Origin of the sequence: Corallococcus sp. AB045, assembly GCF_003668895.1 — a bacterium.
In the GTDB taxonomy this organism is placed as follows: Bacteria; Myxococcota; Myxococcia; order Myxococcales; family Myxococcaceae; genus Corallococcus; species Corallococcus coralloides.
The window spans coordinates 1-21,848 of the sequence record NZ_RAWN01000163.1; the positions used below are offsets into that span (position 1 = coordinate 1).

A 21,848-nucleotide genomic window follows, 5' to 3' on the forward strand; every position below is an offset into this window, starting at 1 on the left:
CGCTTTTTTGCGGGCCGGGGCGGGGGGCTTCTTGTATCTGCTGTCCCCCATGAGAAAGCTCCTCATGCCTGCCCTGTTGTCGCTCGTGGCCTGCACTTCCGCGAAGGAAGCCACGCGTGATGAAGCCCCCGCCGCGTCCCAAGCGACGCCGAGCGCTCCGGCCCAGGAGGGCCCTTCCCGCATGGCCTACCCGGCGACCCGTTCCGACGCGGTGGTGGACACGCTGCACGGCGAGCAGGTGGCGGATCCGTACCGCTGGCTGGAGGACGAGAAGGCCCCGGAGGTCCAGGCCTGGATGAAGTCGCAGGACGGCTTCACCCGCGACGCGCTGGCGAAGATGCCGGGCCGCGACGCGCTGACGAAGCGCTTCACGGAGCTGTTCTACGTGGACTCGGTGACGGCGCCCTTCCGCCGGGGCAACCGCTTCTTCTTCATGCGGACCCACAAGGACAAGGAGAAGGCCATCGTCTACTGGAAGGACGGCGAGTCCGGACAGGAGAAGGTGCTGCTGGACCCCAACGTCATGAGCAAGGACGGCCCGGTGTCCCTGGGCCGCTGGGTGCCGTCGTGGGACGGCAAGCGCGTGGCCTTCCCGGTGCGCCCCAACGCCGCGGACGAGGCCACCCTGCACGTCATCGACGTGGACACCGGTGAGTGGTCCAAGGTGGACGTGATTGAGGGCGCGAAGTACGCCAACACCAACTGGACGCCGGACGGCAAGGGCTTCTACTACGAGTGGCTGCCCACGGACCCCTCCATCCCGGTGGACGCGCGCCCGGGCTACACCACGCTCAAGTTCCACAAGCTGGGCGAGGATCCGAAGAAGGACGTCGTGGTGCACGAGCGCACCGGCGATCCGACGACGTTCCTCCAGGGTGATTTGTCGCGTGACGGCAAGTACCTGTTCGCGTCCATCCTGCGCGGCTGGAGCGAGAACGACGTCTACTGGAAGCACCCGGCGGAGAAGGACTGGCGGCTGCTCGTGAAGGGCAAGGGCGCCAAGTACAACGTCCTCGCCTGGAAGGACCGCTTCTACGTCGTCACCGACGAGGGCGCCCCGCGCCAGCGCGTCTTCGCCGTGGACCCCAAGAAGTCCGAGCGCGCGAACTGGAAGGAGCTGGTGCCGGAGGACCCCAAGGCCACGCTGGAGAGCGTGTCGCTGGTGGGCGGCCACCTGGCGCTGGAGTACCTCAAGGACGTGACGACGGAGCTGCGCATCACCACGCTGGAGGGCAAGCCGGTGCGCACCGTGCAACTGCCGGGCGTGGGCGCCGCCAGCAACCTGATGGGCCTGGAGGACCAGGACGACGCCTACTTCTCCTACAGCTCCTTCACCACGCCCCGGCAGGTGTACCGGACGTCCGTGAAGAGCGGGAAGGTGGACCTGTGGGCGAAGGTGGAAGTGCCCATGGACCCGGACGCGTACACCACGGAGCAGGTCTTCTTCACGTCGAAGGACGGCACGAAGGTGCCCATGTTCCTCGTCTACAAGAAGGGCCTGAAGAAGGACGGCACCGCGCCCACGCTGCTGTACGGCTACGGCGGCTTCCTGGTCAGCATGCAGCCGGGCTTCCGCGCGAGCATCCTGCCGTGGCTGGACGCGGGCGGCGTGTACGCGGTGGCCAACCTGCGCGGCGGCGGTGAGTACGGCACCGCGTGGCACGAGGCGGGCCGGGGCGCGAACAAGCAGAACGTGTTCGACGACTTCGCCGGCGCGGCCGAGTACCTGGCGAAGGAGAAGTACACGCAGGCGAAGAAGCTGGCCATCTACGGCGGCAGCAACGGCGGCCTGCTGGTGGGCGCGGCCATGACGCAGCGCCCTGAGCTGTACGGCGCGGTGGTGTGCGGCGTGCCGCTCCTGGACATGGTGCGCTTCCACCTGTTCGGCAGCGGGCGGACCTGGGTGCCGGAGTACGGGTCGGCGGACGACGCCGGGCAGTTCAAGACCCTGTACGCCTATTCGCCCTACCACCACGTGCGTCAGGACGTGCGGTACCCGCCCCTCCTGATGATGAGCTCGGACCACGACGACCGGGTGGACCCCATGCACGCGCGCAAGTTCGTGGCGGCGGTGCAGAACGCGAAGGGCAATCCGGCGCCCACGCTGCTACGCATTGAGGCGAACGCGGGCCATGGCGGGGCGGACCAGGTGGCCAAGGCCATCGAGTCCAGCGTGGACATGTATGCCTTCCTCTTCCAGGTTCTGGACGTCGCACGGCCGGATGCCGGGGTAGCGGCCGAGAGCCGCTAGAATCGGGGCAGGACACACTCCTGCCTCCCGGTGTTCCCTTGAAGGCAGGGTGCGGACCCCTAATCTTGAGCGGGGAACGGGTCCTGCGACCGGCGTGTTATAGAGCAGCGTTTCACCCTGCATGCGCGCTTGGCGGGCATGTGGGCAACTCTTGAAGGGCTTGCCCGTACGGCAGGCCAGCGGGTGGCGGATACATGTTCTTCGGACGTGACGACAAGAAGGAAGCCCAGAAGCGGGGACTCACCATCCCGCTCTTGCCCCTTCGGGACATCATCGTGTTCCCGCACATGGTGGTTCCGCTGTTCGTCGGCCGGGAGAAGTCCATCGCGGCGCTGAAGGACGCGATGGCCCACAAGGGGCCGGATGACAAGGCGGTCATCCTGCTGGCCGCCCAGAAGAAGGCCAAGACGAACGACCCCTCGCCCGACGACATCTTCCACTTCGGCACCATTGGCCACCTCATCCAGCTCCTTCCGCTGCCCGACGGCACGATGAAGGTCCTGGTGGAGGGCGTGCGCCGCGCCAAGGTGAAGAAGTTCCACCCGAACGACGCCTTCTTCATGGTCGAGGTGGACGAGGTCGAGGAGACGCTGGAGAAGAGCGTGGAGCTGGAGGCGCTGGTGCGCTCCGTCCACTCCGTCTTCGAAGCCTTCGTGAAGCTCAACAAGCGCATCCCGCCGGAGATGCTGATGCAGGTCGCCAGCATCGACGACCCGGCGCGCCTGGCGGACACCATCGTCGCGCACCTGTCGCTGAAGCTGAACGACAAGCAGGCGCTGCTCGAGACGGAGTCCCCGGCCAAGCGCCTGGAGAAGCTCTACGAGCTGATGCAGGGCGAGATCGAGATTCTCCAGGTGGAGAAGAAGATCCGCACGCGCGTCAAGAAGCAGATGGAGAAGACCCAGAAGGAGTACTACCTGAATGAGCAGATGCAGGCCATTCAGAAGGAACTGGGTGAGCGCGACGAGTTCAAGAACGAGATCCAGGAGATTGAAGAGAAGCTGAAGAACAAGCGGATGAGCAAGGAGGCCACGCTCAAGGTCAAGAAGGAGCTGAAGAAGCTCCGGATGATGAGCCCGATGAGCGCCGAGGCCACGGTCGTCCGCAACTACATCGACTGGATCATCAGCCTGCCCTGGTACGACGAGACCCAGGACCGGCTGGACGTCACCGAAGCGGAGCGGGTGCTCAACGAGGACCACTACGGCCTGAAGAAGCCGAAGGAGCGCATCCTCGAGTACCTGGCCGTGCAGCAGCTGGTGAAGAAGTTGAAGGGCCCCGTGCTGTGCTTCGTGGGTCCTCCGGGCGTGGGCAAGACGTCGCTGGCGCGCAGCATCGCGCGGGCCACGGGCCGCAAGTTCGTGCGCCTGTCGCTGGGTGGTGTGCGTGACGAGGCGGAGATCCGCGGCCACCGCCGCACGTACATCGGCGCGATGCCGGGCAAGCTCATCCAGTCCCTGAAGAAGGCGGGCAGCAACAACCCCGTGTTCCTCCTGGACGAGATCGACAAGATGTCCACGGACTTCCGTGGCGACCCGAGCGCGGCGCTGCTGGAGGTGCTGGACCCGGAGCAGAACCACAACTTCAACGACCACTACCTGGACCTCGACTACGACCTGTCCAAGGTGATGTTCATCTGCACCGCGAACACGATGCACAACATCCCCGGTCCGCTGCAGGACCGCATGGAAGTGATTCGCATCGCGGGGTACACCGAGCCGGAGAAGCTCTCCATCGCGCGGCGCTACCTGATTCCGAAGGAGCAGGAGGCCAACGGCCTCGCGGACCTGAAGATCGACATCACCAACGACGCGCTGAAGACCATCGTGCACCGGTACACGCGCGAGTCGGGCGTGCGTTCGCTGGAGCGTGAGATTGGCGGCGTGTTCCGGAAGATCGCCCGCGACGTGCTGAAGAACGGCAAGCGGGACCTCATCGAGGTGGACCGCAAGCAGGCGATGAAGTTCCTGGGCACGCCCCGCTTCCGCTACGGCGTGGCGGAGCGCGAGGACCAGGTGGGCATCGTCACGGGCCTCGCATGGACGGAGCTGGGCGGTGAGATCCTCACCACGGAAGCCACGTCCATGCCGGGCAAGGGCAAGCTCATCATCACCGGCAAGCTGGGCGAGGTGATGCAGGAGTCCGCCCAGGCGGCCATGTCCTACGTGCGCAGCCGCGCGGAGCGCTTCGGCATCGACCGCAAGGTGTTCGAGAACTACGACATCCACGTCCACCTGCCGGAGGGCGCGATCCCCAAGGACGGTCCGTCCGCGGGTGTCACCATGGCCACGGCGCTGGTGAGCGCGCTGACGCGCGTGCCGGTCCGCAGGGACGTGGCGATGACGGGTGAAATCACGCTGCGTGGCCGCGTGCTGCCCATCGGCGGTCTGAAGGAGAAGACGCTGGCGGCGCACCGCGCGGGCATCAAGACGGTCCTGATTCCGAAGGCGAACAAGAAGGACCTGAAGGACATCCCGCTGAAGATCCGCAAGGCGCTGCGCATCGTCCCGGTGGAGTTCGTGGACGACGTGCTGCGTGAGGCGCTGCTCCTGGAGAAGCCGGAGGAGTTCGGCCGCAAGGGAGCGGGGGACAACCTGAAGATGGGGCTGTCCGTACCGGATGCGGTGTCCACGCCTTCCGCGCCGGCCTCCTGAGGTCTTGAGTCCCGGGCCCCTTGAGGGGGCCTGGGATGGGTGGTGACGAAGCCAGGATGCCGGCCGACCAGGAGTCGCCGGTCTCCTGGCTTCTCTCTTTTCCGGAGCCGGTCGGGGTACAACGCGGGCGGTGGCTCCCCGCGCGCGAATCCTGTCCTACTCCCTGGTGCTGGTGATGGCCGCGGCCTGCGGGCCGTGCGGCTTCCAGCCGGAGCCGGGCGTGAAGGTGGTGGTGCCGGCGATGCCCACCACGCTCGACTGGAGCCACTCGGATCCTCAGAGCTGGGTGAACTACCCGGTGATGCTGGCCACGCAGAAGGGGCTCACCACGTTGGGGGCGGACCACTCGGTCCAGCCGGGCCTGGCGGAGCGGTGGGAGCGTGAAGCGGACGCGGCCGGGCATGAGGTCTACACGTTCCACCTGCGCGAGGACGTGACGTGGTCGGACGGTTCTCCCGTCACGGCGCGCGACTTCGTCTTCGGGTGGCACCGGGCGCTGCTGGGCCGTGAGCGCGGCGAGATGGCGGACCTCCAGGGCGCGGAGGAGGTGCTCGCGCTGCAGGAGCGCGGGGCGCCGCAGGCGGAGGTGACGGCCGCGCTGTCGCGGGTCGGGGTGGAGGCAGTGGCGGCGCGGACGCTGCGGGTGACGCTGGCGCGGCCCCGGAGCTACTTCCTGGCGCGGCTCGCGAACGTGTACCTGTTCTTTCCCGCGCCTTCGGTGGACCTGGAGGGCAAGTCGGACGAGGCGGTGCGCGACTACTTCGACCGGCCTCGCGACGGGCGTCCGCTGGCGGTGGGGCCTTATCGAGTCGAGCGGTGGGACCGCGCGGGCGAGCGCGTGCGGCTGGTCTACAACCCGCGCAGCGCATTCATCCCGCCGATGGGGCCTGGGGAGACGCCCGCGCCGGTGTTGACGCTGATGAAGTCGGAGATCGGTCCTGCGCTGTATGAGCGGGGCAGGGTGGACTTCGTCTTCGTGGACAGCGCGGCGGCGCTTCGCGGGATGAAGGCGGCGGACCTGAAGCGTGAGCCGCTGTTGTCCACGTACTTCCTGGGCTTCAACACGGAGCGTCCGCCGTTGGACCGGCCAGAGGTGCGCCGGGCGCTGGCTCGGGCGTTGGACAGGGAGGCGCTGCTCGCGGGGCTGCTGCCGGCCGCTCGCGCGACGAATGTGTTGCTGCCTCCGGAGCTGCCGGATGCGGCGACGCCGGAGCAGGCGGCTCTGCTGCCTCGCTACGAGCCGGAGCGGGCGAAGGCGGAGCTGGCGGGGGTGAAGGGGTTGGGCCGTCCGCTGCGGCTGGTGGTGAAGGCGGGGGATTCGTTCGTGCCGGAGGAGGCGCTGGCGGAGCGCATCGCGGCGCAGCTCGCGAAGGTGGGCGTGCAGGTGGTGGTGGATTCGCGGTCGGACTTCTCCGCGGAGGTGGCTCGCAGGACGCCGCAGGGGCCGCGCGCGTATGACCTGTACCTGCGGCGGTTGGGCGCGGACTACGCGCACCCGAACACGTTCTTCACGCTGTTCGAACGGCAGGGCAACCACCAGACGGGCTGGGAGACGCAGGGCGGCGGCGAGCCGATGCGCCGCTTCGAGCTGCTGCTGGAGATGGCGGACGGCGACCCCGACCCTGTGCACGCGCGCGAGCTGTACGCGAAGGCCCAGCAGGTGCTGGTGGGGGATGAGGCCGTCATCGCGCCGCTGTACCACCCGGACCGTTACTTCCGGGCGCGGGCGCGGTTGCACGGCCTGGACGTGGATCCGTTCAACTTCCTCGCGCTGCGTGCACTGCGGCTGGGCCCGGATGAAGCCGCCTCGGCCCGCGCGGAAGGGCAGGGGCCCTAGCGCATGCGCCTCATCGCGACGCGCCTCGTGCGCCAGCTCGTGCTCGTGCCGGTGGTGGCGGTGGCCTCGTACTTCCTCATGGCCGCGTTGCCGCTCACCACGGAGAGCGACAACAAGCGGCAGGTGTCCCCGGAGCTGGCGGCTTCGTATCAGCGCGACCTGGGCATCGGTGAACCGCTCGGGTTCCTTCGGCCCTGGGAGAAGCTCTTCGCCGGGGAACGCCTGGGCACCAGCGCTCAGGGCATCACCGGCGATGAGCTGCTCCAGAAACTCTCCGGCAGCGTGGGTGTGGGCCTGGTCGCGCTTCCCCTCGCGCTCGCTTGGGCGGTGGGCTTCGCGCTCCTTCGCACCCGTTGGCGGCGGGGACGCTTCGCCGTGCTCGGGGACGTGCTCCCCGCCATCGCGTTCGGGACGCCCGTGTTCATCCCCGCGCTGCTGCTGGCCCCAGCCGTGGTGGAGCGCGGACACCTGTTGCCGGAATTGTGCGCGGCGGTCGTCATCGCCATCTGGCCGGGGACCTTCCTGGGCACGCTCGTGGGGGATGCGCTGGAGACGGAGCTGTCCCGTGACTACGTGCGAACCGCGCTCAGCAAGGGCCTGGACCCCGGCACCGTGCTGCGCCGCCATGTCCTCCCCAACGTGTGGCCCGCGCTCCTGGACGCCGTGACGCCCGTCGCCACCGCGCTGCTCGCGGGCTCGTTCGCCGCGGAGCGCGTCTTCGGCCTGCCGTACTTCGGTCAGCTCTACGTGCTCGCCGTCCTCAACAAGCAGGTCGCCGTCGTCGTCGTGTCCACCACCACCTTCGCCACCGTGCTCGTCGTCGTGAGCCTCACCGTGGAGATGCTGCGCATGCTCGTGGATCCCCGCGCCCGGGAGGCCCGCGCTTGAGCCGCATCCCGCTGCGCGCCTGGGTGGGGCTGGTCCTCCTCGTGGGACTGGGCGCCTTGAGCCTCGTGGCCGGCCGCCTGTTTCCCGAAGCACTCGCGAACACCTGTCCGCTCGGCTGGGACCTGAACCGGCCGGACCGGAGCGTGTGCGAGCTGGCCTTCGGTGGCTTGTGGGTGTCGCTGGCCATCGGGCTCGCGGCCGGCGCGCTGTCGACCGTGCTGGGGCTGGCCGTCGCGGCGCTCGCGAGGCTGTCCGGCGGCGTGACGGAGCAGGTGCTCTTGCGCGCGGTGGACGCCGTGTTCGCCCTTCCGGATGTCCTCGTGGTGATGGTGCTCCAGCTCGCCGGTCAGTCCCTGATGGACGCGGGCATGGGCGGCGGCCTGGGCCCCTTTGGCTTGATGGTGACGTCGCTGGCCCTGGTGGGCTGGGCCGGCCCCGCGCGCATGTTCCGCGACCGCCTGGCCACCCTGGAGGGCCAGGAGTACGTGGCCGCCGCGCGGGCCCTGGGCGGTGGTGGCGCGCACGTCCTTCGCGTGCACCTGTGGCCGCTGCTGCGCCCCTTCGTGCTGGCCGTGTTCTTGAGCCGCCTGCCGAGCGCCATCCTCACCGAGTCCACGGTGAGCTTCTTCGGCATCGCCCGCATGGAGCCTATGTCCCTGGGCCGCTACCTGGGCACGTCCTACGCCGCGCTCATCTACGAGGGCGGCGGCCGCGTGGTGATTCCCGCCTGGGGACTGCTCGTCCTGCTGGTGCTTGGCGCCTCGCTTGCTTCCCAGGCTTTGGGGGGAGGTACCCGTCGCGAAGTGTGAGGAATGCCGCACATTGAGGCAGCGGTTTCACACGGACGGAAACCCTTTGCCCTCAGGTGAACATCATGTCCCTCCCGACGGAAGAAATCCCCCTCTCGCCTGCCCGTGATGAGCGTCCGCGTGACGACGGCCTGCGCAAGGAGACCGTCCGGGGTTCGGTGCTGGTGGTGGAAGACGACGCCGCGCACCGCGAGCTCCTGGTCGAGCTGGTGAGCACCTGGGGCTACGACGCCATGCCCGTGGGCAGCGCCGAGGAGGCCGAGTTCGCCGTGCGCAACAAGCGCATGGACGCCGCCATCGTGGACGTGTTCCTGCCCGGCCGCAGCGGCACCACGCTCATGTCCAAGCTGCGCGAGAAGTTCCCTCAGGCCGTGCTCATCGGCGTGAGCGCCATGAGCGACGCGGCCACCGCTCGCAAGTGCAAGGGCCTGGGCGCGGATCTCTTCATCGGCAAGCCGTTGGATCCGGAGAAGCTGGCCAAGGCGCTGAAGTCCAAGCACCAGAGCTGGCACTGAGAGCAGCAGGGGAGCGGGTTCCGGTTGCACACCCCCGCCGGACGGCCGATGCTCCCTGGCGTGAAGAACCTCGCCACCGGCTTCCTGCTGGCCATGCCCCAGCTTGGAGACCCGAACTTCTACCGGTCGGTCATCCTGATGATCGAACACGGGGAGACGGGCTCCATGGGGCTCATCGTGAACCGGGGAGCGCCCCTGACGCTCGGTGAGCTGGCGCGCGGTCAGTCGATGGACATCTCGACGGACCGCGTGTCGCAGCCGGTGTTCGTGGGCGGCCCGGTGGAGCCCCAGCGGGGCTTCGTCCTGCATGACGACGACTCCGTCGCGGAGAAGCACGCCGTCCTGCCGGGCCTCTACCTGAGCGTCACGCTGGACGCGCTGGGACCCCTTTTGCAGCGGACGGACCCGCGCGTGCGCTTCTGCCTGGGGTACGCGGGCTGGGGCCCCAAGCAGCTGGAGAATGAAATCGCCGCGGGCTCGTGGCTGTACGCCGACGCCACCGCGGACGCGGTGCTGGGACAGGACCCGGCGAAGTTGTGGGATGCCACCCTGCGCGGACTGGGCGTGGACCCGGCCATGCTGGTGATGGGAAAGGGGATGAACTGATGCTCGACGCTGAGACGCTTCGCCGTTACCTCCTCGAGGCCCTGCCGGGCTCGGAGGTGGAGTTGAACGACACCACGGGGACGGGAGACCACTTCGAGGCTCGTGTCATCGCCCCCGCCTTCACCGGCAAGACCATGGTGGAGCAGCACCAACTGGTGTACGCGCCGCTGCAGCAGTGGCTGAAGTCGGGCGAGCTGCACGCGCTGGCGCTCAAGACCTATTCGCCCGAGCAGTGGAAGAAGCTCGGGCCCCGCTGAAGAAGGAGCAACGATTCATGGATCCGACCCTCAAGGCCCAGTTCGACGAGACGGTGAAGTCGCACCCCATCGTCCTCTTCATGAAGGGCAACTCCCTGTTCCCCCAGTGCGGCTTCTCCGCGCGCGCACTCCAGCTGCTCCAGCCGCTGGGCCCGGTGCACACGGTGGACGTGCTGGCGGACCCCGTCGTGCGCCAGGGCATCAAGGACTACTCCAACTGGCCCACCATTCCGCAGGTCTACATCCACGGGAAGTTCGTGGGTGGGTCGGACATCCTGATGGAGCTGGCCGAGCGCGGCGAGCTGCAGGACCTGGTCGCCGCCGGCGGCAAGTAGGCGTTTGAGAGGGAGCGGGGCCGGGGGGAAGACCCGGGCCCCGTCCCCCGCGTAGACTGGGCGGCGGTCGCCAAGAGGGGTTGAAAGCCGCCGTGCTCACCGTCACACCGCCTGAGTCGAAGCCGCAGGACGCGTCCACCGAAGTGCCCGGAGTGCCGGTCGAGGGGGGCCCCCTTCCTCCCGGCGCGAACGTCGCGGTCGCCACGCCCGGCGCTGGCGTCGTGGATCCGGACGACCTCGTCAGCACGGAGAAGACGCCCACGCTGGTGGACCGCGTGCAGGCCTTCCGCGCGAAGTACGAGCGGCAGGAGATGGCCCTCTTCTTCTTCGCGGGCTTCCTCTACGACGTCCTCACCCTGAGCCCTGTCGACGACGCGCTCACGGAGGTGCAGAACTTCGTCTACCTGGCCATCCTCGCGGGCCTGCTGGTGCTGGAGCAGCGCTACCCCGAAGGAGTGGAGCCGCCGAAGTGGCTGGGCAAGGTGTGGCGCTTCCGCGAGGACGCGCTGCACTTCTTCATGGGCAGCCTGCTGAGCGCGTTCACCCTGTTCCTCTTCAAGAGCTCGTCGGGTTTCACGCCGCTCTTGTTCATGGCGGGCATGTTCGGGCTGCTGGTGGCGAACGAGCTGCCGCGCTTCCGTCAGCTGGGCCCCGTCATCCGCGTGGCCATCTTCAGCCTGTGCGTGACGCTCTACTTCGCGTCGCTGCTGCCGGTGCTCTTTGGCCGGGTGGGGTGGTGGATCTTCACGCTCTCCGTCGTGCTGGGCTGCGGGAGCGTGTACGGACTGCTTCGCGTGCTCAAGCGGTGGCGCCCGGATGAGAAGGCGCTGCTGCGCACGGTGGCGGTGCCCGGCTTCGGTGCGCAGGCGGTGCTGCTCGGGTGCTACTTCCTGGGCGTGATTCCGCCGGTGCCCCTGGCGGTGCAGTACAGCGGCATCTACCACCAGGTGAAGCGCGTTTCCCCGGGCGTGTATCACCTGACGTCGGAGGTGCAGCCCTGGTGGAAGGTCTGGACGGCGTTCCACCACGGCGACCAGGACTTCATGGTGCGGCCCGGCGAGCAGCCCATGTACTTCTTCCGCATCTTCGCGCCCAAGGGCTTCGAGCCGTACCGCGTGCGCGTGCGCTGGTACTTCGACCATCCGGAGAAGGGCTGGACGGCGCTGGGCAAGGGCTTCCTCGCCTCGGTGAGCAGCAACGGCTCGGAGGGCGGCTACCGCTACTACGCGCAGCCGGGCACCACGCCCAAGCCGGGTGACTGGCGCGTCGTGCTGGAGACGGAGGCCGGGCACGAAATCAATCGCCTGAACTTCACCGTCACCGAGGACACGCGCACCGAACCGCGCGAGGAGAAGGTGGACGTGTCCGTGCTCAAGGTCACCAAGCCCATCTCGCTGGAGGACTGGCAGAAGCTCCAGCCCGCGCCGGTGGCGGCCGCGGCGGCTCCCACGCCGGCTACGGCGCCGGCGCCTTGAGCAGTGTCACCTGACCCAGCAGCACCGGCACCGCCGTCTCCACGCGCAGGATACGGGGGCCCAGCGAGAAGGGCAGGAAGCCGTGGGCTTCCAGCAGCTGGGCCTCGAAGGGCACCCAGCCGCCGTCCGGGCCGATGGCGAGCACCACCCGCGTGGCGCGCGTGATGTCCCGGGCCTGGAGGGAGAGGCTGGCGGGCGGGTGGGGGAGCAGGCGCAGCGGCTCCGGGCCGAAGACGGCGTCCAGCTCGTCCTCGACGAAGGGGCGGAAGCGCTCGCGGATCAGCACCTCCGGCATGCGCGTGTCGCGGGCCTGCTCCAGGCCCTGGAGGAGCAGCTCGCGGACGAAGGCCTCGTTGAGCACCTTGGAGTCGAAGTAGCTCTTCTCCACGCGGGCCGCGTTCACCAGCACGATGCGGTCCACGCCCAGGGACGCCACGGCGGGCAGGACCTTCTTCAGCGCCTTGGGGCGGGGGATGGCCAGGAGCAGGTCCACGCCGGCCCTTGGCGGCGGCGGGTCCGTCAGCTCGACGCGCAGGTGGAGCAGGCCGGGGGCGTTCTCCAGCACCTCGCCCGTGCCGGTGAGGCCGTTCAGGCGGCCCACGCGCAGGGATTCGCCGGGTTCGGCCTTGAGGACCTCGCGGGCGTGCTGGGCGCGGCGGCCAGTGAGCCGGGCGGTGCCGTCCGGCTGGAAGTCCTCGTCGAAGAGCAGGAGCAGGTTCACGGTCCCCTCCATGTAGCCGTTCCCGGGCGGGCAGGGGAGGGGGCGAGCCTCCCGGGAGGGCCGAGCCCGGCCGCCAGGGTCAGGGCCGTGATAAAGGGCCGGGCGTGCGTACCTTCTGCATCAAGTGTCTGCGTCCTGAAAGCGCGTGCTACTGCGCGCACGTCCCCCAGCTCCAGACGCGCACGCGCGTGGTGTTCCTCCAGCATCCGCGGGAGCGGCGCGTGGCCATTGGCACGGCGCGCATGGCGCACCTGTCGCTGACCAACTCGGAGCTGCACCGGGGCGTGGACTTCACCGGCCACGCGCGGCTGGAGGAGCTGGCGAAGAACCCCGAGCGTGTCGCGGTGCTCTTCCCGGGCGAGGACGCCATCACCGTGGAGGAGGCCCAGGCGAACCCGCCGGAGACGCTCATCGTCGTGGACGGCACCTGGCCGCAGGCGAAGAAGGTGGTGATGCGCAACCCGGTGCTCGCGGCGCTGCCGCGCATCGGCTTCGTGCCGCGCCGCCCGAGCAACTACCGCATCCGCGCGGAGCCGGCGGACCACTGCGTCTCCACCATCGAGGCGGTGGCGGAGATCCTGGGCCAGCTGGAGGGCAAGCCCGAGTACTTCGACCGCATGCTGGGCGCGTTCGAGTTCATGGTGGACACGCAGCTGGAGCGCCAGGAGACACGCACGGGGCCCAACCGCCGCCGCATCTACAAGGGCGAGTGGCGCCCGCCGCTGGAGCTGCGCTCGCTGGCGGATGCCGCGGACCGGCTGGTCCTCTTCTACGCGGAGGCGAACGCGCACCCGCTGGAGGCGGGCATCCCTCCGGAGCTGGTGCACCTGGTGGCGGTCCGCTACGCCACGGGCGAGCGCTTCGAGGCGGTCATCGCGCCGGAGCAGCCGCTCGCGTACAGCACGTCGCTGCACGTCGAGCTTCCGGAGGAGGAGCTGCGCGCCGGTGAGCCTCGCGCCGATGCGCTGGCCCGCTTCGAGGCGTTCCTGCGCCCGGACGACGAGCTGACGGTGTGGACCTCGTTCGCCCTGGACCTGCTGTGGAACGGGGGCCTGGCGCGCAGGGCCGCGCGCAACGTGCGGCTGGTGACCGCGCGGGCGCTGAAGGGCAAGGCGGGCGGCGTGGAGCAGGCGGTGGAGCTGCTCAAGGCGCCGGAGGTGGCGACGTGGGCCCGGGGCCGCGCGGGCCGCCGCATCAACGCACTGGAGGCCGTGACGCGTGAGCTGGTGGCGCGTGGAAGCGCGACCGAGCCGCCCGCGAAGCTGCCGCGCACCGGCTCCGAGGGCTGAATGCGGCTACTGGCCCAGGCGCGCGGTGCCGACGCTGGCGTTCAGCGTCGTGGAGCCGGCGCGCCAGGGACGGGCCTGCTCTTGGACCCAGCGGCCCATCCGGGCGATGAGGTAGCAGCCCACCAGCAGCGCCACGGAGGTACCCAGCGCCGCCGCGATGCCCAGCCGGGGACCGATGCGCTGCGCGAGGCCCGCGATGTCCGCCCAGCCGTACACCACTGGCAGGTGCAGCACGTAGATCCACAGCGACAGCCGTCCCAGCGGCGCCAGCAAGCAGCTCACCCGCTGCGGCAACAGGTTCACGACGCCCAGCACCAGCAGGCCCTGCGCCACGCGGTACATCACCATCGTGGGACTGGTGGGCGTCCACTCCACGGGCACCCAACGGGTGAGCGCCAGCAGCGCTCCGCCCAACGCGAGCAGTGAGAAGCCCTGCGGCAGGCCCGGCTTGAGCACGTGCAGCCCGTGCGCGGCGAACGCGCCCGCGAAGAAGAAGCCCGCCCAGGGGAAGAACGGGAAGCGGCTGCCCTCCCCATTGCCAATGAACTGTTGCAGCGGCACCGGCAGGTGCGCGCCCGCGTTCCACATCCCGACGCTCGCCAGGGGGATGCCCACCGCCAGCCCGCCCAGCAGCAGCGCCCGCGCGCCCCGGTTCGGCGTCACCACCAGCGCCATGGCGCCCAGGAGCAGCGCCGCGCCAATGCACTGGAGCGCGTCGAACTGGAACACCTTGCGCAGCATGGCGTCGGAGAAGCCCAGCTCGCGCACCGCGCCCCAGCCCGGCCAGTGCAGCAGGTAGCCCAGGAAGAGCAGCAGCAGCGCGCGGCGGAACCGGCGGCCAAAGGAGTCCTTCGCCGCGCCCGGCTTCGTGCCCAGCGCCATCACCACCGCCCAGCCGCTCACCAGCAGGAACAGCGGCGCGGTGATGCCCCGGACCTTCCAGTACTCCTGGACCCAAGGGTGGTCCCGGAACGCGGGCGCCAGCAGCGCGTCCAGCGTGTGACCCATCACCATGGCGAGCACGGCCAGACCGCGCGCGCCATCCAACGCGGGGTGCCGGGTCTGCCGGAAGCTGAGCGAGGGACCGAAGCCTTTCAAAACGGGTCGAGCATAAGCCCACGTGCGGGCCTCGTCTCGAAAACGCACCCACCGTGGAGGTCGGCAAGCGTGGAAACGCGCCGGATTTTCACTCTCAGCCCAGGTCGCGTCCCATGCGGAGGATGCTACAGGCTGGATGCATGTCCGCCCGTTCCGCGCTCGCCGCCCTGGTGCTCCTCGCCGTCCCGGCCTCTGGCCGCGCCGCGTCTGGTGATGACTGGTTTGGCAACGACAAGCCCAAACACTTCGCGGCGTGCGCGGCGGCCACGGGCGTGGGCTACGGCGCGGGCGCCGTCCTCTTCGATTCACCGGGCGCGCGGGCGCTCACCGGCGTGGGACTGGGATTGGGCGTGGGGTTGGGCAAGGAGGTGTACGACAAGGCTCGCGGCAGCGTCTTCTCCGTGAAGGACCTGGCGTGGGACACGGCCGGCACCGCGACGGGGCTACTGGCCTCGTTCCTCGTGGACCGGTTCATCACCGAGGTGCTCCTGCCGCCCCGGAGCGTCGCCGTCGCCGGGCGTGGCGGCGGGAGCGTCCGGGCGCGCGCGGCGCTCCACGAACTTCAGCAGCAGGTCGCGCTGCAGCCGGGGCTCCACCAGCAGCAGGCGGCCTTCGGGATCATCGGAGTCGGAGACGAGCACGGTGACCTGCCGGCGCGGGCACTGGTTCATGCAGCCGGTGGGCGTGACGCGCACCTGACCGGCGAGGCCCCGCTCGGCCAGCTCCCCCTGGAGCCAGCGCGGCAGGTCCTGCCCTCCGCTCCGGGCGCTCTTCGTCAGGCACTTGCGGCAGACGAGCACGTCCACCTCCCGCCCCTTGCCGCCCGTGTCTCCATCCTGCATCCGCCGTCCTCCGTGGCGCCGCGCTTCCAGCCGGATGCGCCGCTGCGTGGTCCCGGCACGTAGCCGGAGCCTTGAAGAAGAGGTAGCGGCGCGGGGATTGTTCCGCAGGATCCCCGGGCCGCGTCCGCCGGGCCGCCGTCCGGGCAGACGCTGCCGGACTGATGGAATGGGAAAGCCCGCGCCGTGGGTGCGACGTTCCGTCTCGAAGCCAGCCGCCCGGGTCACTGGTACGGTGCGCTCCGCGCCGCACACGGGAGGCTCTCCAACATGATGCGAAATCGACTGCTGCTCGGGTTCACCCTGTCGGTGATGGGGACGGGCTTGTTCGCCGGTTGTGAGCGCTCGCCAGAAAAGGCTCCGGAGGCGAAGCCGCCCGCGCCCGCTCCGGTGGCGGAGCAGGCCCCGGCCCCGAAGCCCTCGGCTACGGATGCCGCGGCGGTGGCGAAGCTGGCGTCGCACTTCTTCCAGGCGCCTCGCAACCAGGCCCCGTTGCCCGAGGACACCGCGGAGCAGGTGGCCCTGGGGCGCATGCTCTTCCACGAGCCGCGCCTGTCGAAGAACCACGACGTGTCCTGCAACAGCTGCCACGGCCTCGACACCTTCGGCGTGGACAACAAGGCGCTGTCGGAAGGGCACAAGGGGCAGAAGGGCAGCCGCAACTCGCCCACCGTCTACAACGCGGCCCACCACATCGCGCAGTTCTGGGACGGCCGCGCCGCCACGCTGGAGGCCCAGGCGGAAGGGCCGATGATGAACCCGGTGGAGATGGCCATGCCGGACGCGAAGCGCGTCGAGGCCACGCTGTCCTCCATCCCCGAGTACTCCACGCGCTTCCGCACCGCCTTCCCCAAGGGGGGCAGGCCCGTCACGCTGGCCAACGCCGCCCGGGCGCTGGCCGCCTTCGAGCGCACGCTCACCACGTCGTCGCGCTTCGACCGCTTCCTCGCGGGGGAGCACGCGGCCCTGAGCGCGCAGGAGCAGCGCGGCCTGGAGGCCTTCGTCACCACCGGCTGCACCACGTGCCACAACGGCCCGGCGGTGGGCGGCGCGTCGTTCCAGAAGCTGGGACTGGTGGAGGCGTACCCGGCCCTCACCGACGCGGGCCGCTTCGACGCGACGAAGAACGAGGAAGACCGGGGCTACTTCCGCGTGCCCACCCTGCGCGACGTGGAGATGACCGGGCCCTACCTGCACGACGGCAGCGTGAAGGACCTGCCCACCATGGTGCGCCTGATGGGGCGCTACCAGCTGGGCCGCACGCTGAAGGACGGCGAGGTGGACGACCTGGTGGCCTTCCTCAAGAGCCTCACGGGTGAGCTGCCCCCCGCCGAGCGCATCTCCGCGCCGCCCCTGCCTCCCAGCACGAAGCGCACGCCCAAGCCGGACCCGTCGTAGCTTGCAGGAAACGTCGCGCCCCGCCCGGCGGGTGCTAAACCCTTGCGCCCATGACCTTCTTCTTCCATCTCCACTCGGGTCTTCGCTACCTGGTGCTGTTGTCCGGTGTCATCGCGCTCGCGTTCTTCGCGTTCGCGGTCGCCACGAAGCGCCCGTTCGACAAGGTGGGGCGCATCCTCGGCGCGTCCTACTCCGGCTTCCTGCAGCTGCAGGTGCTCGTGGGCATTGGCGTGCTGGTGACGCGCGGGTACTACCCGGCGCTCATCGGGCACATCGTGATGATGATTCTCGCGGTGGGCGCCATCCAGGGCCCCCTGTCCGCGAACCGCCGGCGCACGCCGCCAGGCTACGTGCTGCCGCTGGTGGGCACGCTGGTGTCACTGGCGCTGGTGGTGGGCGGCATCCTGGCCATCCGACCGGGCCTGTTCGTCTCCTCCGCGTTCTGAGTTGTCGCGTGCGGGCAGCGACGCGGCTGGGGGCTCCAGCCGCCTCGCGAGGCCTCCGCTAGCGACGGGCGCGCCGGCGCAGGGCCAGGGGCACGAGCAGCCCGAGCAGCGCGGGCAGCAGGCCGGGGCTCGCGCTGCAACCGCCGTCATCGTCCTCGTCCCCGTCCCCGGACGGGTTCTGCTCAGGGCCCGCGTCCGGAACGACGCCCGCGTCCGTGGTTCCGGTGCCCGCGTCCGTGCCGGTGCCCGTGTTCGCGGGGCAGTCACCCAGTGAGTGCTCCAGCGCTCCCAGCGTGGCCGAGGCGGGCCGGGCGCGCGCGCAGAAGTCCTCCGGCGCCAGCGTGTTCTTCGGGGCCGCGCCGATGAGCGACGACACGTCGCCCTTGAGCGTCAGGTCGCCCTTGAGCGGCGCCACGTACCAGGACGCGAAGGTGGTGGTGGTCACGTTCGAGCGGTTCGTGCTCTGGGTGCCGGTGGCGCTGTCGCGGTTGCGGATGACGCCCGTCAGGACGTTGCCAAAGGCCTCGCCGGTGGACGCGGCGTAGCGGTAGTCCACGCCCGTCGTGCCGACGAACGTGTTGAACAGCACGCGCGTGTTCGCGGCCTTGTTCAGGTACACCGCGACGTCCGAGCAGTTGGCCACGATGTTGTTGCGGATGATTCCGTCCGTGTGCTCCGGCGAGCACGGCACGGTCGGGTCGAAGGCCGGCGCGCAGTACTGATTGCCGGTGCCGCCACCGCCGAAGGACAGGCCGATGCGCGTGTCCCCCGCGGGCAGATCCTTCACGCACAGGACGCGGTTGCGCTCGAAGATTCCCCGCTTGCCGCCGCTCTTCATGAAGGCGCCGTAGGAGATGCCGCCCTGCTTGGAGAAGTCATGCAGCTCGTTGTCGCGGACCACCCAGTCATCGCCGGTGTCGATGTTCAGCTTGTTGACGGGCGTGGACGTCGCGCGCGCGTGCGTGTCGTAGATTTCGTTGTTCTCGATGAGACCCCGGTGCGGCATCTCCCACACGCCGCTGCCGTTCTTCTCCGCGTTCGCCTTGAGCTGCGAGTTGAAGTCGCGCACGCGGCTGTTGCGCAGGACGAAGTTCTCCGCGTGGCCGGTGACGTGGAAGGCGTGCTCACAGTTCTGGTCGTTCGCGCAGATGCCCTCCACCGTGAGCCCGTCGAAGGTCCAGTACCGGCCGGACACCTTGAAGCCCTCCAACGCGTTGAAGCGCACGGTGGCCGCGTGGCGGTTCTTCGCGCGCACGATGATGGGGGCGGCCTGGGTGCCCTCCGCCGCGCAGGTGAGGTTCGCGTTGACGGTGTACGTGCCGTCCTCCAGGACGATCTCGTCGCCGGCCTTCGCGGACGAAAGCGCGGTCTGGAGCTCGGTCACGGTGGAGACGCTCTTCACGGCCGCGCCGCCCGTCAGCGGCAGCAGGAGCAGGGTGAGGGAAAGGGTTCTCAAGGGGGGACTCCCGGTACGAAAAGGGGAGCGCCGACGTTAGCGGATCCCCATGCGGGGCAGGCGGCCGGGCGTGCGCAGGCATTCCGGGCGCTAGGGAATCCGACTCCGCGTGAACACCTGTCTTCCCATGGCTCGCCAATCCAGAGGCTCGCGACGAGGACGCTCCATGCTCACGGTGTCAGCGCTCGCGGGGGTGCTGCTCGCGGCCCCGGTCGCGTTCGCGCTGCCTTCACCGGGAGAGTCGCTGCCGGAGTTCTCCGCGCGCGACCTGACGAACGGGAAGCATGCGAGCGAGGAGCTGAAGGGGCGTCCCACGCTGATGGTCGTCATCACCGACAAGGACGCGAGCGCCCAGATGCGCGGATGGTTCGACGCGGCGGACCAGCACGTCTCGGACTCGGTGCACCGCCAGTCGCTCATTGCCCTCAAGCTGCCGTTCTTCGTCAGCGAGGGCACCGCGCGCGGCAAGGCGAAGGGCCAGGTGCCCCAGGCCTACTGGCAGGACACCTGGCTGGACAAGAACGGTGGCATGGCCCGGGCGCTGGGCCTCTCCTCCAGCGAAACCCCCTATGTCCTGGCGCTGGACGCGGAAGGACGGGTGCTGGCCAGCGTGCACGCCACCGTGGACTCGCAGGAGGCGCGGACCATCTGGTCCGCGCTCTCCCGGTGACGCGGGAGGGCTAGTAGCGCCCGCCGCTGTCGAGGATGGCCTGCAGCTGCTGCTTGTCGTTGGAGAAGGGGAACGCCTGGTACAGCTGGTAGCCGTTCTGCGGATCCAGCAGCGTGGGCCGCATCAGGCGCACCACCTCCAGCTTGTCGTTGGAGAAGGAGAACTGCCCCAGCACCGACAGGATGTGCGTCACGAGGAAGTTCTCGTTCGGGGCCACCTGCGACAGGATGCGCAGCTTCTCGCGCGGGAAGGACTCGCGCACCATCGCCGCGGTGATGCTGCGGAACTGCTGATCCGTGATGGGACGCACCACCGGCGGCGGGGGCGGCATCGGCTGATGCGGCCCCGGGGGCGGCAGGCCCGTGCCGTACGGCGCGGCGTCGGCCACGTACTCGCTCAGCTTGTCCAGCTCCTCCATGGCCTTGCGGATGCTCTCGCGGCCCTTGGAGTCCTTCGTGCGGGACATCGCGTCGCGCAGCGCGTTCTCCAGCCGGTCGATGCGGCGCTCCGCCTGCTCACGGTCGATGACGACCTGGTTGCGCGAGGGCACCGGCTGCGGCATCGGCACGGGGCGCGGCGTGGAGTGGCCCGGGGGCGGGGGACGGCGGAACTCGGCGCCGCCAGCGATGTTGACTGAGTCCGCCGCTTTGGGCTCCGTCTGGGCCAGGGCAGCGGCGGAGGAGAGCAGGACGACGGCGAGGGTCAGGGCCTTCATGGTGTGCATCCTTGGGGGTGTTCTTGCTTCCTCCCATCTGACGGGACAGAGGCCTGCTCATTCAAGCCCCCTCCCGTCTTCCCCAGGAAGCCCCTGCCAGCAGGGCGTCTCAGCCGCGCTTGGAGACGACCTGGCCGTCGGCGCCAATCTCGTAGACGAGCGGCACGCCGGTGGCGAGCTCCAGGCCCACCACCGTCTCACCGGACAGCTTGTCCAGGCGCATCACCAGGGAGCGGTTGGAGTTGCCGTGCGCCACGACGAGCACGTTCTTGCCCTGGCGCAGGTCGCCCGCGATGGCGCGGTCGAAGAAGGGCAGCACGCGCTTCGCGGTCATCTCCAGGGACTCACCGTTGGGGGGCGGCACGTCAAAGGAGCGGCGCCAGATGTGGACCTGCTTCTCGCCGAACTCCTTGGCGGCGTCCGCCTTGTTGAGGCCCTGCAGGTCGCCGTAGTGGCGCTCGTTGAGGGCCGCGTCGCGGATGACGGGCGGGCGCTGGCCCAGCGTGTCCAGCAGGATGGCGAGCGTCTCCTGCGCGCGGCTGAGGGCGGAGGTGTAGGCCACGTCGAACTTCAGGCCCTGGAGGGCGTCGGCGGCCTTGCGGGCTTCGCCGCGGCCCTGCTCGGTGAGGGGCACGTCCACGAAGCCGGTGAAGCGGTTCTCGTGGTTCCAGAGGGACTGACCATGACGGACGAGGGCGAGGATGGGCATGGCCCCCCTGCTAGCCCAACCGGGGGCGGGGGGAAAAGAGGCAAGCCCCGTCCACCCGCCCGGCCCGTCGTCTTGCGGCCACGTTCCGGGCGCGTCAGCTCGCGGCCTGGGTCTCCTGCTGGAGGCGCTCGCAGACGGCCGCCACCGCGCTCAGCGTGTTGAACAGGTCCACCATGCCCACCTGGAGGCCCAGGTCGTCCTCGATGCGGTTGGCCAGCATCGTGGCCAGGAGCGAATTGCCTCCCACCTCCAGGAAGTGGTCCTCCGGCCGCACGGCGTCCACGCCCAGGAGCTCCTGCCAGTACCCGGCCAGCCGCGCCTCCATGGGTGAGGGGACTGCGCTCTGTGTGCTCATGGTGGGCTGCTCCGGGCGCTGGATTTGCTGCAAATTGAGGAAAATAGAACTACCGCGTCAAGGCTGACCGCGCCAGGGCGAGCAGGCGGGCTTTGTCCTTCCCCGGGGGCCGGACTTCCCTGGCAGGCTCGGGAGCCATGGACCACGCGAACGAGGCCGAAGCGGCCGCCGGGGGCGAGGACGCGCCCATGGCGGTGGCGGTGGTGGGGTTGGCGCTGCGCTTTCCGGGGGCGGAGGACGCGCGCCAGTTCTGGCGCAACCTGGTGGGCGGGGTGGACTCCATCACCCGGCTGGACGCGGCGGGCCGGGAGCGGCTGGGGCTGCCCCAGGGCGACGAGTGGATCACCGCGGCGGGGGTGCTGGAGGAGGCGGAGGGCTTCGACGCGGCGTTCTTCGGGTACTCGGCGCGCGAGGCGGAGCAGATGGATCCTCAGCACCGGGCGCTCCTGGAGTGTGCGTGGGCTGCGATGGAGTCCGCGGGGTATGCGCCCCGGGGCCAGCCGATGCGGGCGGCGGTGTACGCGG

Annotated in this window: 22 protein-coding genes; 16 read left to right on the top strand and 6 right to left on the bottom strand. The window is 69.7% G+C overall.

The annotated features are described in order from the left end of the window. The first annotated feature begins 64 nt into the window (after positions 1 to 64). The 10 genes from D7Y21_RS30340 to D7Y21_RS30385 all read left to right on the top strand — a co-directional run bounded on the left by D7Y21_RS30340 (position 65) and on the right by D7Y21_RS30385 (position 11,627). Positions 65 to 2,251, top strand: coding sequence for a prolyl oligopeptidase family protein (locus D7Y21_RS30340; RefSeq protein WP_233591704.1), 2,187 nt, complete (start codon positions 65 to 67; stop codon positions 2,249 to 2,251). 194 nt (positions 2,252 to 2,445) lie between these two features. Further along, positions 2,446 to 4,905 (top strand): endopeptidase La, encoded by a 2,460-nt coding sequence (gene lon / locus D7Y21_RS30345; RefSeq protein ID WP_120564889.1) that lies wholly within the window; start codon positions 2,446 to 2,448, stop codon positions 4,903 to 4,905. Positions 4,906 to 5,080: 175 nt separating this feature from the next. After that, positions 5,081 to 6,742 carry a peptide ABC transporter substrate-binding protein gene (locus D7Y21_RS30350; protein WP_121717312.1) on the top strand — a complete coding sequence of 554 codons (1,662 nt, stop codon included), beginning with the start codon at positions 5,081 to 5,083 and terminating at the stop codon, positions 6,740 to 6,742. A 3-nt stretch (positions 6,743 to 6,745) separates the two neighbouring features. After that, the gene (locus D7Y21_RS30355) at positions 6,746 to 7,630 is read left to right on the top strand and encodes an ABC transporter permease subunit (protein WP_120564888.1); all 885 of its coding nucleotides are present in this window, start codon (positions 6,746 to 6,748) and stop codon (positions 7,628 to 7,630) included. Beyond that, entirely contained in the window at positions 7,627 to 8,439 is an 813-nt protein-coding gene (locus D7Y21_RS30360) for an ABC transporter permease subunit (protein WP_120564887.1), read from the top strand. Before D7Y21_RS30355 ends, D7Y21_RS30360 begins: the two co-directional genes overlap by 4 nt. A gap of 65 nt (positions 8,440 to 8,504) precedes the next feature. Continuing rightward, a complete protein-coding gene (locus D7Y21_RS30365; protein ID WP_014394875.1) occupies positions 8,505 to 8,954 on the top strand; it encodes a response regulator in 450 nt (149 codons plus the stop codon). A 60-nt stretch (positions 8,955 to 9,014) separates the two neighbouring features. Then, entirely contained in the window at positions 9,015 to 9,560 is a 546-nt protein-coding gene (locus D7Y21_RS30370; protein ID WP_120564997.1) for a YqgE/AlgH family protein, read from the top strand. Then, positions 9,560 to 9,817 carry a BolA family protein gene (locus tag D7Y21_RS30375; protein WP_120564886.1) on the top strand — a complete coding sequence of 86 codons (258 nt, stop codon included), beginning with the start codon at positions 9,560 to 9,562 and terminating at the stop codon, positions 9,815 to 9,817. The genes D7Y21_RS30370 and D7Y21_RS30375 overlap by 1 nt, the downstream gene beginning before the upstream one ends. A 17-nt stretch (positions 9,818 to 9,834) precedes the next feature. Then, positions 9,835 to 10,152, top strand: coding sequence for a Grx4 family monothiol glutaredoxin (grxD, locus tag D7Y21_RS30380; protein WP_120564885.1), 318 nt, complete (start codon positions 9,835 to 9,837; stop codon positions 10,150 to 10,152). A 92-nt stretch (positions 10,153 to 10,244) separates the two neighbouring features. After that, positions 10,245 to 11,627 carry a DUF2914 domain-containing protein gene (locus tag D7Y21_RS30385; RefSeq protein ID WP_121717299.1) on the top strand — a complete coding sequence of 461 codons (1,383 nt, stop codon included), beginning with the start codon at positions 10,245 to 10,247 and terminating at the stop codon, positions 11,625 to 11,627. Here D7Y21_RS30385 and D7Y21_RS30390 read toward each other — a convergent pair. After that, a complete protein-coding gene (locus tag D7Y21_RS30390) occupies positions 11,608 to 12,348 on the bottom strand; it encodes a 16S rRNA (uracil(1498)-N(3))-methyltransferase (protein ID WP_043322782.1) in 741 nt (246 codons plus the stop codon). The two genes, D7Y21_RS30385 and D7Y21_RS30390, sit on opposite strands and share 20 nt — an antisense overlap. A 104-nt stretch (positions 12,349 to 12,452) precedes the next feature. On the opposite strand from D7Y21_RS30390, the gene D7Y21_RS30395 reads away from it, so the two are divergent. Continuing rightward, entirely contained in the window at positions 12,453 to 13,637 is a 1,185-nt protein-coding gene (locus tag D7Y21_RS30395) for a tRNA-uridine aminocarboxypropyltransferase (protein ID WP_121717301.1), read from the top strand. 6 nt (positions 13,638 to 13,643) lie between these two features. On the opposite strand, the gene D7Y21_RS30400 is transcribed toward D7Y21_RS30395, so the two are convergent. Then, positions 13,644 to 14,735, bottom strand: coding sequence for an acyltransferase family protein (locus tag D7Y21_RS30400; RefSeq protein WP_233612339.1), 1,092 nt, complete (start codon positions 14,733 to 14,735; stop codon positions 13,644 to 13,646). 140 nt (positions 14,736 to 14,875) lie between these two features. Between D7Y21_RS30400 and D7Y21_RS42350 the strand changes: the two genes are divergently transcribed. From D7Y21_RS42350 to D7Y21_RS30420, 3 genes are all read left to right on the top strand, one after another. After that, positions 14,876 to 15,640, top strand: a complete 765-nt coding sequence (locus tag D7Y21_RS42350) for a hypothetical protein (protein ID WP_199735515.1) — start codon at positions 14,876 to 14,878, stop codon at positions 15,638 to 15,640. Positions 15,641 to 15,844: 204 nt separating this feature from the next. After that, the gene (locus tag D7Y21_RS30415) at positions 15,845 to 16,972 is read left to right on the top strand and encodes a cytochrome-c peroxidase (RefSeq protein ID WP_121717306.1); all 1,128 of its coding nucleotides are present in this window, start codon (positions 15,845 to 15,847) and stop codon (positions 16,970 to 16,972) included. 50 nt (positions 16,973 to 17,022) lie between these two features. Next, positions 17,023 to 17,418, top strand: a complete 396-nt coding sequence (locus D7Y21_RS30420; protein WP_121717308.1) for a hypothetical protein — start codon at positions 17,023 to 17,025, stop codon at positions 17,416 to 17,418. Between the two features lie 58 nt (positions 17,419 to 17,476). On the opposite strand, the gene D7Y21_RS30425 is transcribed toward D7Y21_RS30420, so the two are convergent. Further along, positions 17,477 to 18,874 (bottom strand): chondroitinase-B domain-containing protein, encoded by a 1,398-nt coding sequence (locus D7Y21_RS30425; RefSeq protein ID WP_121717310.1) that lies wholly within the window; start codon positions 18,872 to 18,874, stop codon positions 17,477 to 17,479. A gap of 166 nt (positions 18,875 to 19,040) precedes the next feature. Between D7Y21_RS30425 and D7Y21_RS30430 the strand changes: the two genes are divergently transcribed. Continuing rightward, complete coding sequence (locus tag D7Y21_RS30430; RefSeq protein ID WP_120564878.1) at positions 19,041 to 19,544, top strand: hypothetical protein; 504 nt, start codon at positions 19,041 to 19,043, stop codon at positions 19,542 to 19,544. A 10-nt stretch (positions 19,545 to 19,554) separates the two neighbouring features. Here the strand turns inward: D7Y21_RS30430 and D7Y21_RS30435 are convergent, their stop codons facing one another. From D7Y21_RS30435 to D7Y21_RS30445, 3 genes are all read right to left on the bottom strand, one after another. Then, positions 19,555 to 20,259, bottom strand: coding sequence for a DUF4476 domain-containing protein (locus D7Y21_RS30435; protein ID WP_158619321.1), 705 nt, complete (start codon positions 20,257 to 20,259; stop codon positions 19,555 to 19,557). A gap of 109 nt (positions 20,260 to 20,368) precedes the next feature. Beyond that, a complete protein-coding gene (locus D7Y21_RS30440) occupies positions 20,369 to 20,968 on the bottom strand; it encodes a 2,3-diphosphoglycerate-dependent phosphoglycerate mutase (RefSeq protein WP_120564876.1) in 600 nt (199 codons plus the stop codon). A 94-nt stretch (positions 20,969 to 21,062) separates the two neighbouring features. Next, complete coding sequence (locus D7Y21_RS30445; protein WP_120564996.1) at positions 21,063 to 21,323, bottom strand: phosphopantetheine-binding protein; 261 nt, start codon at positions 21,321 to 21,323, stop codon at positions 21,063 to 21,065. Positions 21,324 to 21,460: 137 nt separating this feature from the next. Between D7Y21_RS30445 and D7Y21_RS30450 the strand changes: the two genes are divergently transcribed. Then, the coding region (locus D7Y21_RS30450) for a beta-ketoacyl synthase N-terminal-like domain-containing protein (protein WP_304988576.1) at positions 21,461 to 21,848 on the top strand (388 nt) is incomplete at its 3' end.

Excerpts from the sequence above, each read along its gene's own strand:
- D7Y21_RS30440 (WP_120564876.1), bottom strand. The coding sequence starts at position 20,968 with ATGCCCATCCTCGCCCTCGTCCGTCATGGTCAGTCCCTCTGGAACCAC.
- D7Y21_RS30415 (WP_121717306.1), top strand. The coding sequence starts at position 15,845 with ATGATGCGAAATCGACTGCTGCTCGGGTTCACCCTGTCGGTGATGGGG.
- D7Y21_RS30420 (WP_121717308.1), top strand. The coding sequence starts at position 17,023 with ATGACCTTCTTCTTCCATCTCCACTCGGGTCTTCGCTACCTGGTGCTG.
- grxD (WP_120564885.1), top strand. The coding sequence starts at position 9,835 with ATGGATCCGACCCTCAAGGCCCAGTTCGACGAGACGGTGAAGTCGCAC.
- D7Y21_RS30435 (WP_158619321.1), bottom strand. The coding sequence starts at position 20,259 with ATGAAGGCCCTGACCCTCGCCGTCGTCCTGCTCTCCTCCGCCGCTGCC.
- D7Y21_RS30340 (WP_233591704.1), top strand. The coding sequence starts at position 65 with ATGCCTGCCCTGTTGTCGCTCGTGGCCTGCACTTCCGCGAAGGAAGCC.
- D7Y21_RS30375 (WP_120564886.1), top strand. The coding sequence starts at position 9,560 with ATGCTCGACGCTGAGACGCTTCGCCGTTACCTCCTCGAGGCCCTGCCG.
- D7Y21_RS30445 (WP_120564996.1), bottom strand. The coding sequence starts at position 21,323 with ATGAGCACACAGAGCGCAGTCCCCTCACCCATGGAGGCGCGGCTGGCC.
- D7Y21_RS30365 (WP_014394875.1), top strand. The coding sequence starts at position 8,505 with ATGTCCCTCCCGACGGAAGAAATCCCCCTCTCGCCTGCCCGTGATGAG.
- lon (WP_120564889.1), top strand. The coding sequence starts at position 2,446 with ATGTTCTTCGGACGTGACGACAAGAAGGAAGCCCAGAAGCGGGGACTC.
- D7Y21_RS42350 (WP_199735515.1), top strand. The coding sequence starts at position 14,876 with ATGTCCGCCCGTTCCGCGCTCGCCGCCCTGGTGCTCCTCGCCGTCCCG.
- D7Y21_RS30355 (WP_120564888.1), top strand. The coding sequence starts at position 6,746 with ATGCGCCTCATCGCGACGCGCCTCGTGCGCCAGCTCGTGCTCGTGCCG.
- D7Y21_RS30350 (WP_121717312.1), top strand. The coding sequence starts at position 5,081 with ATGGCCGCGGCCTGCGGGCCGTGCGGCTTCCAGCCGGAGCCGGGCGTG.
- D7Y21_RS30430 (WP_120564878.1), top strand. The coding sequence starts at position 19,041 with ATGCTCACGGTGTCAGCGCTCGCGGGGGTGCTGCTCGCGGCCCCGGTC.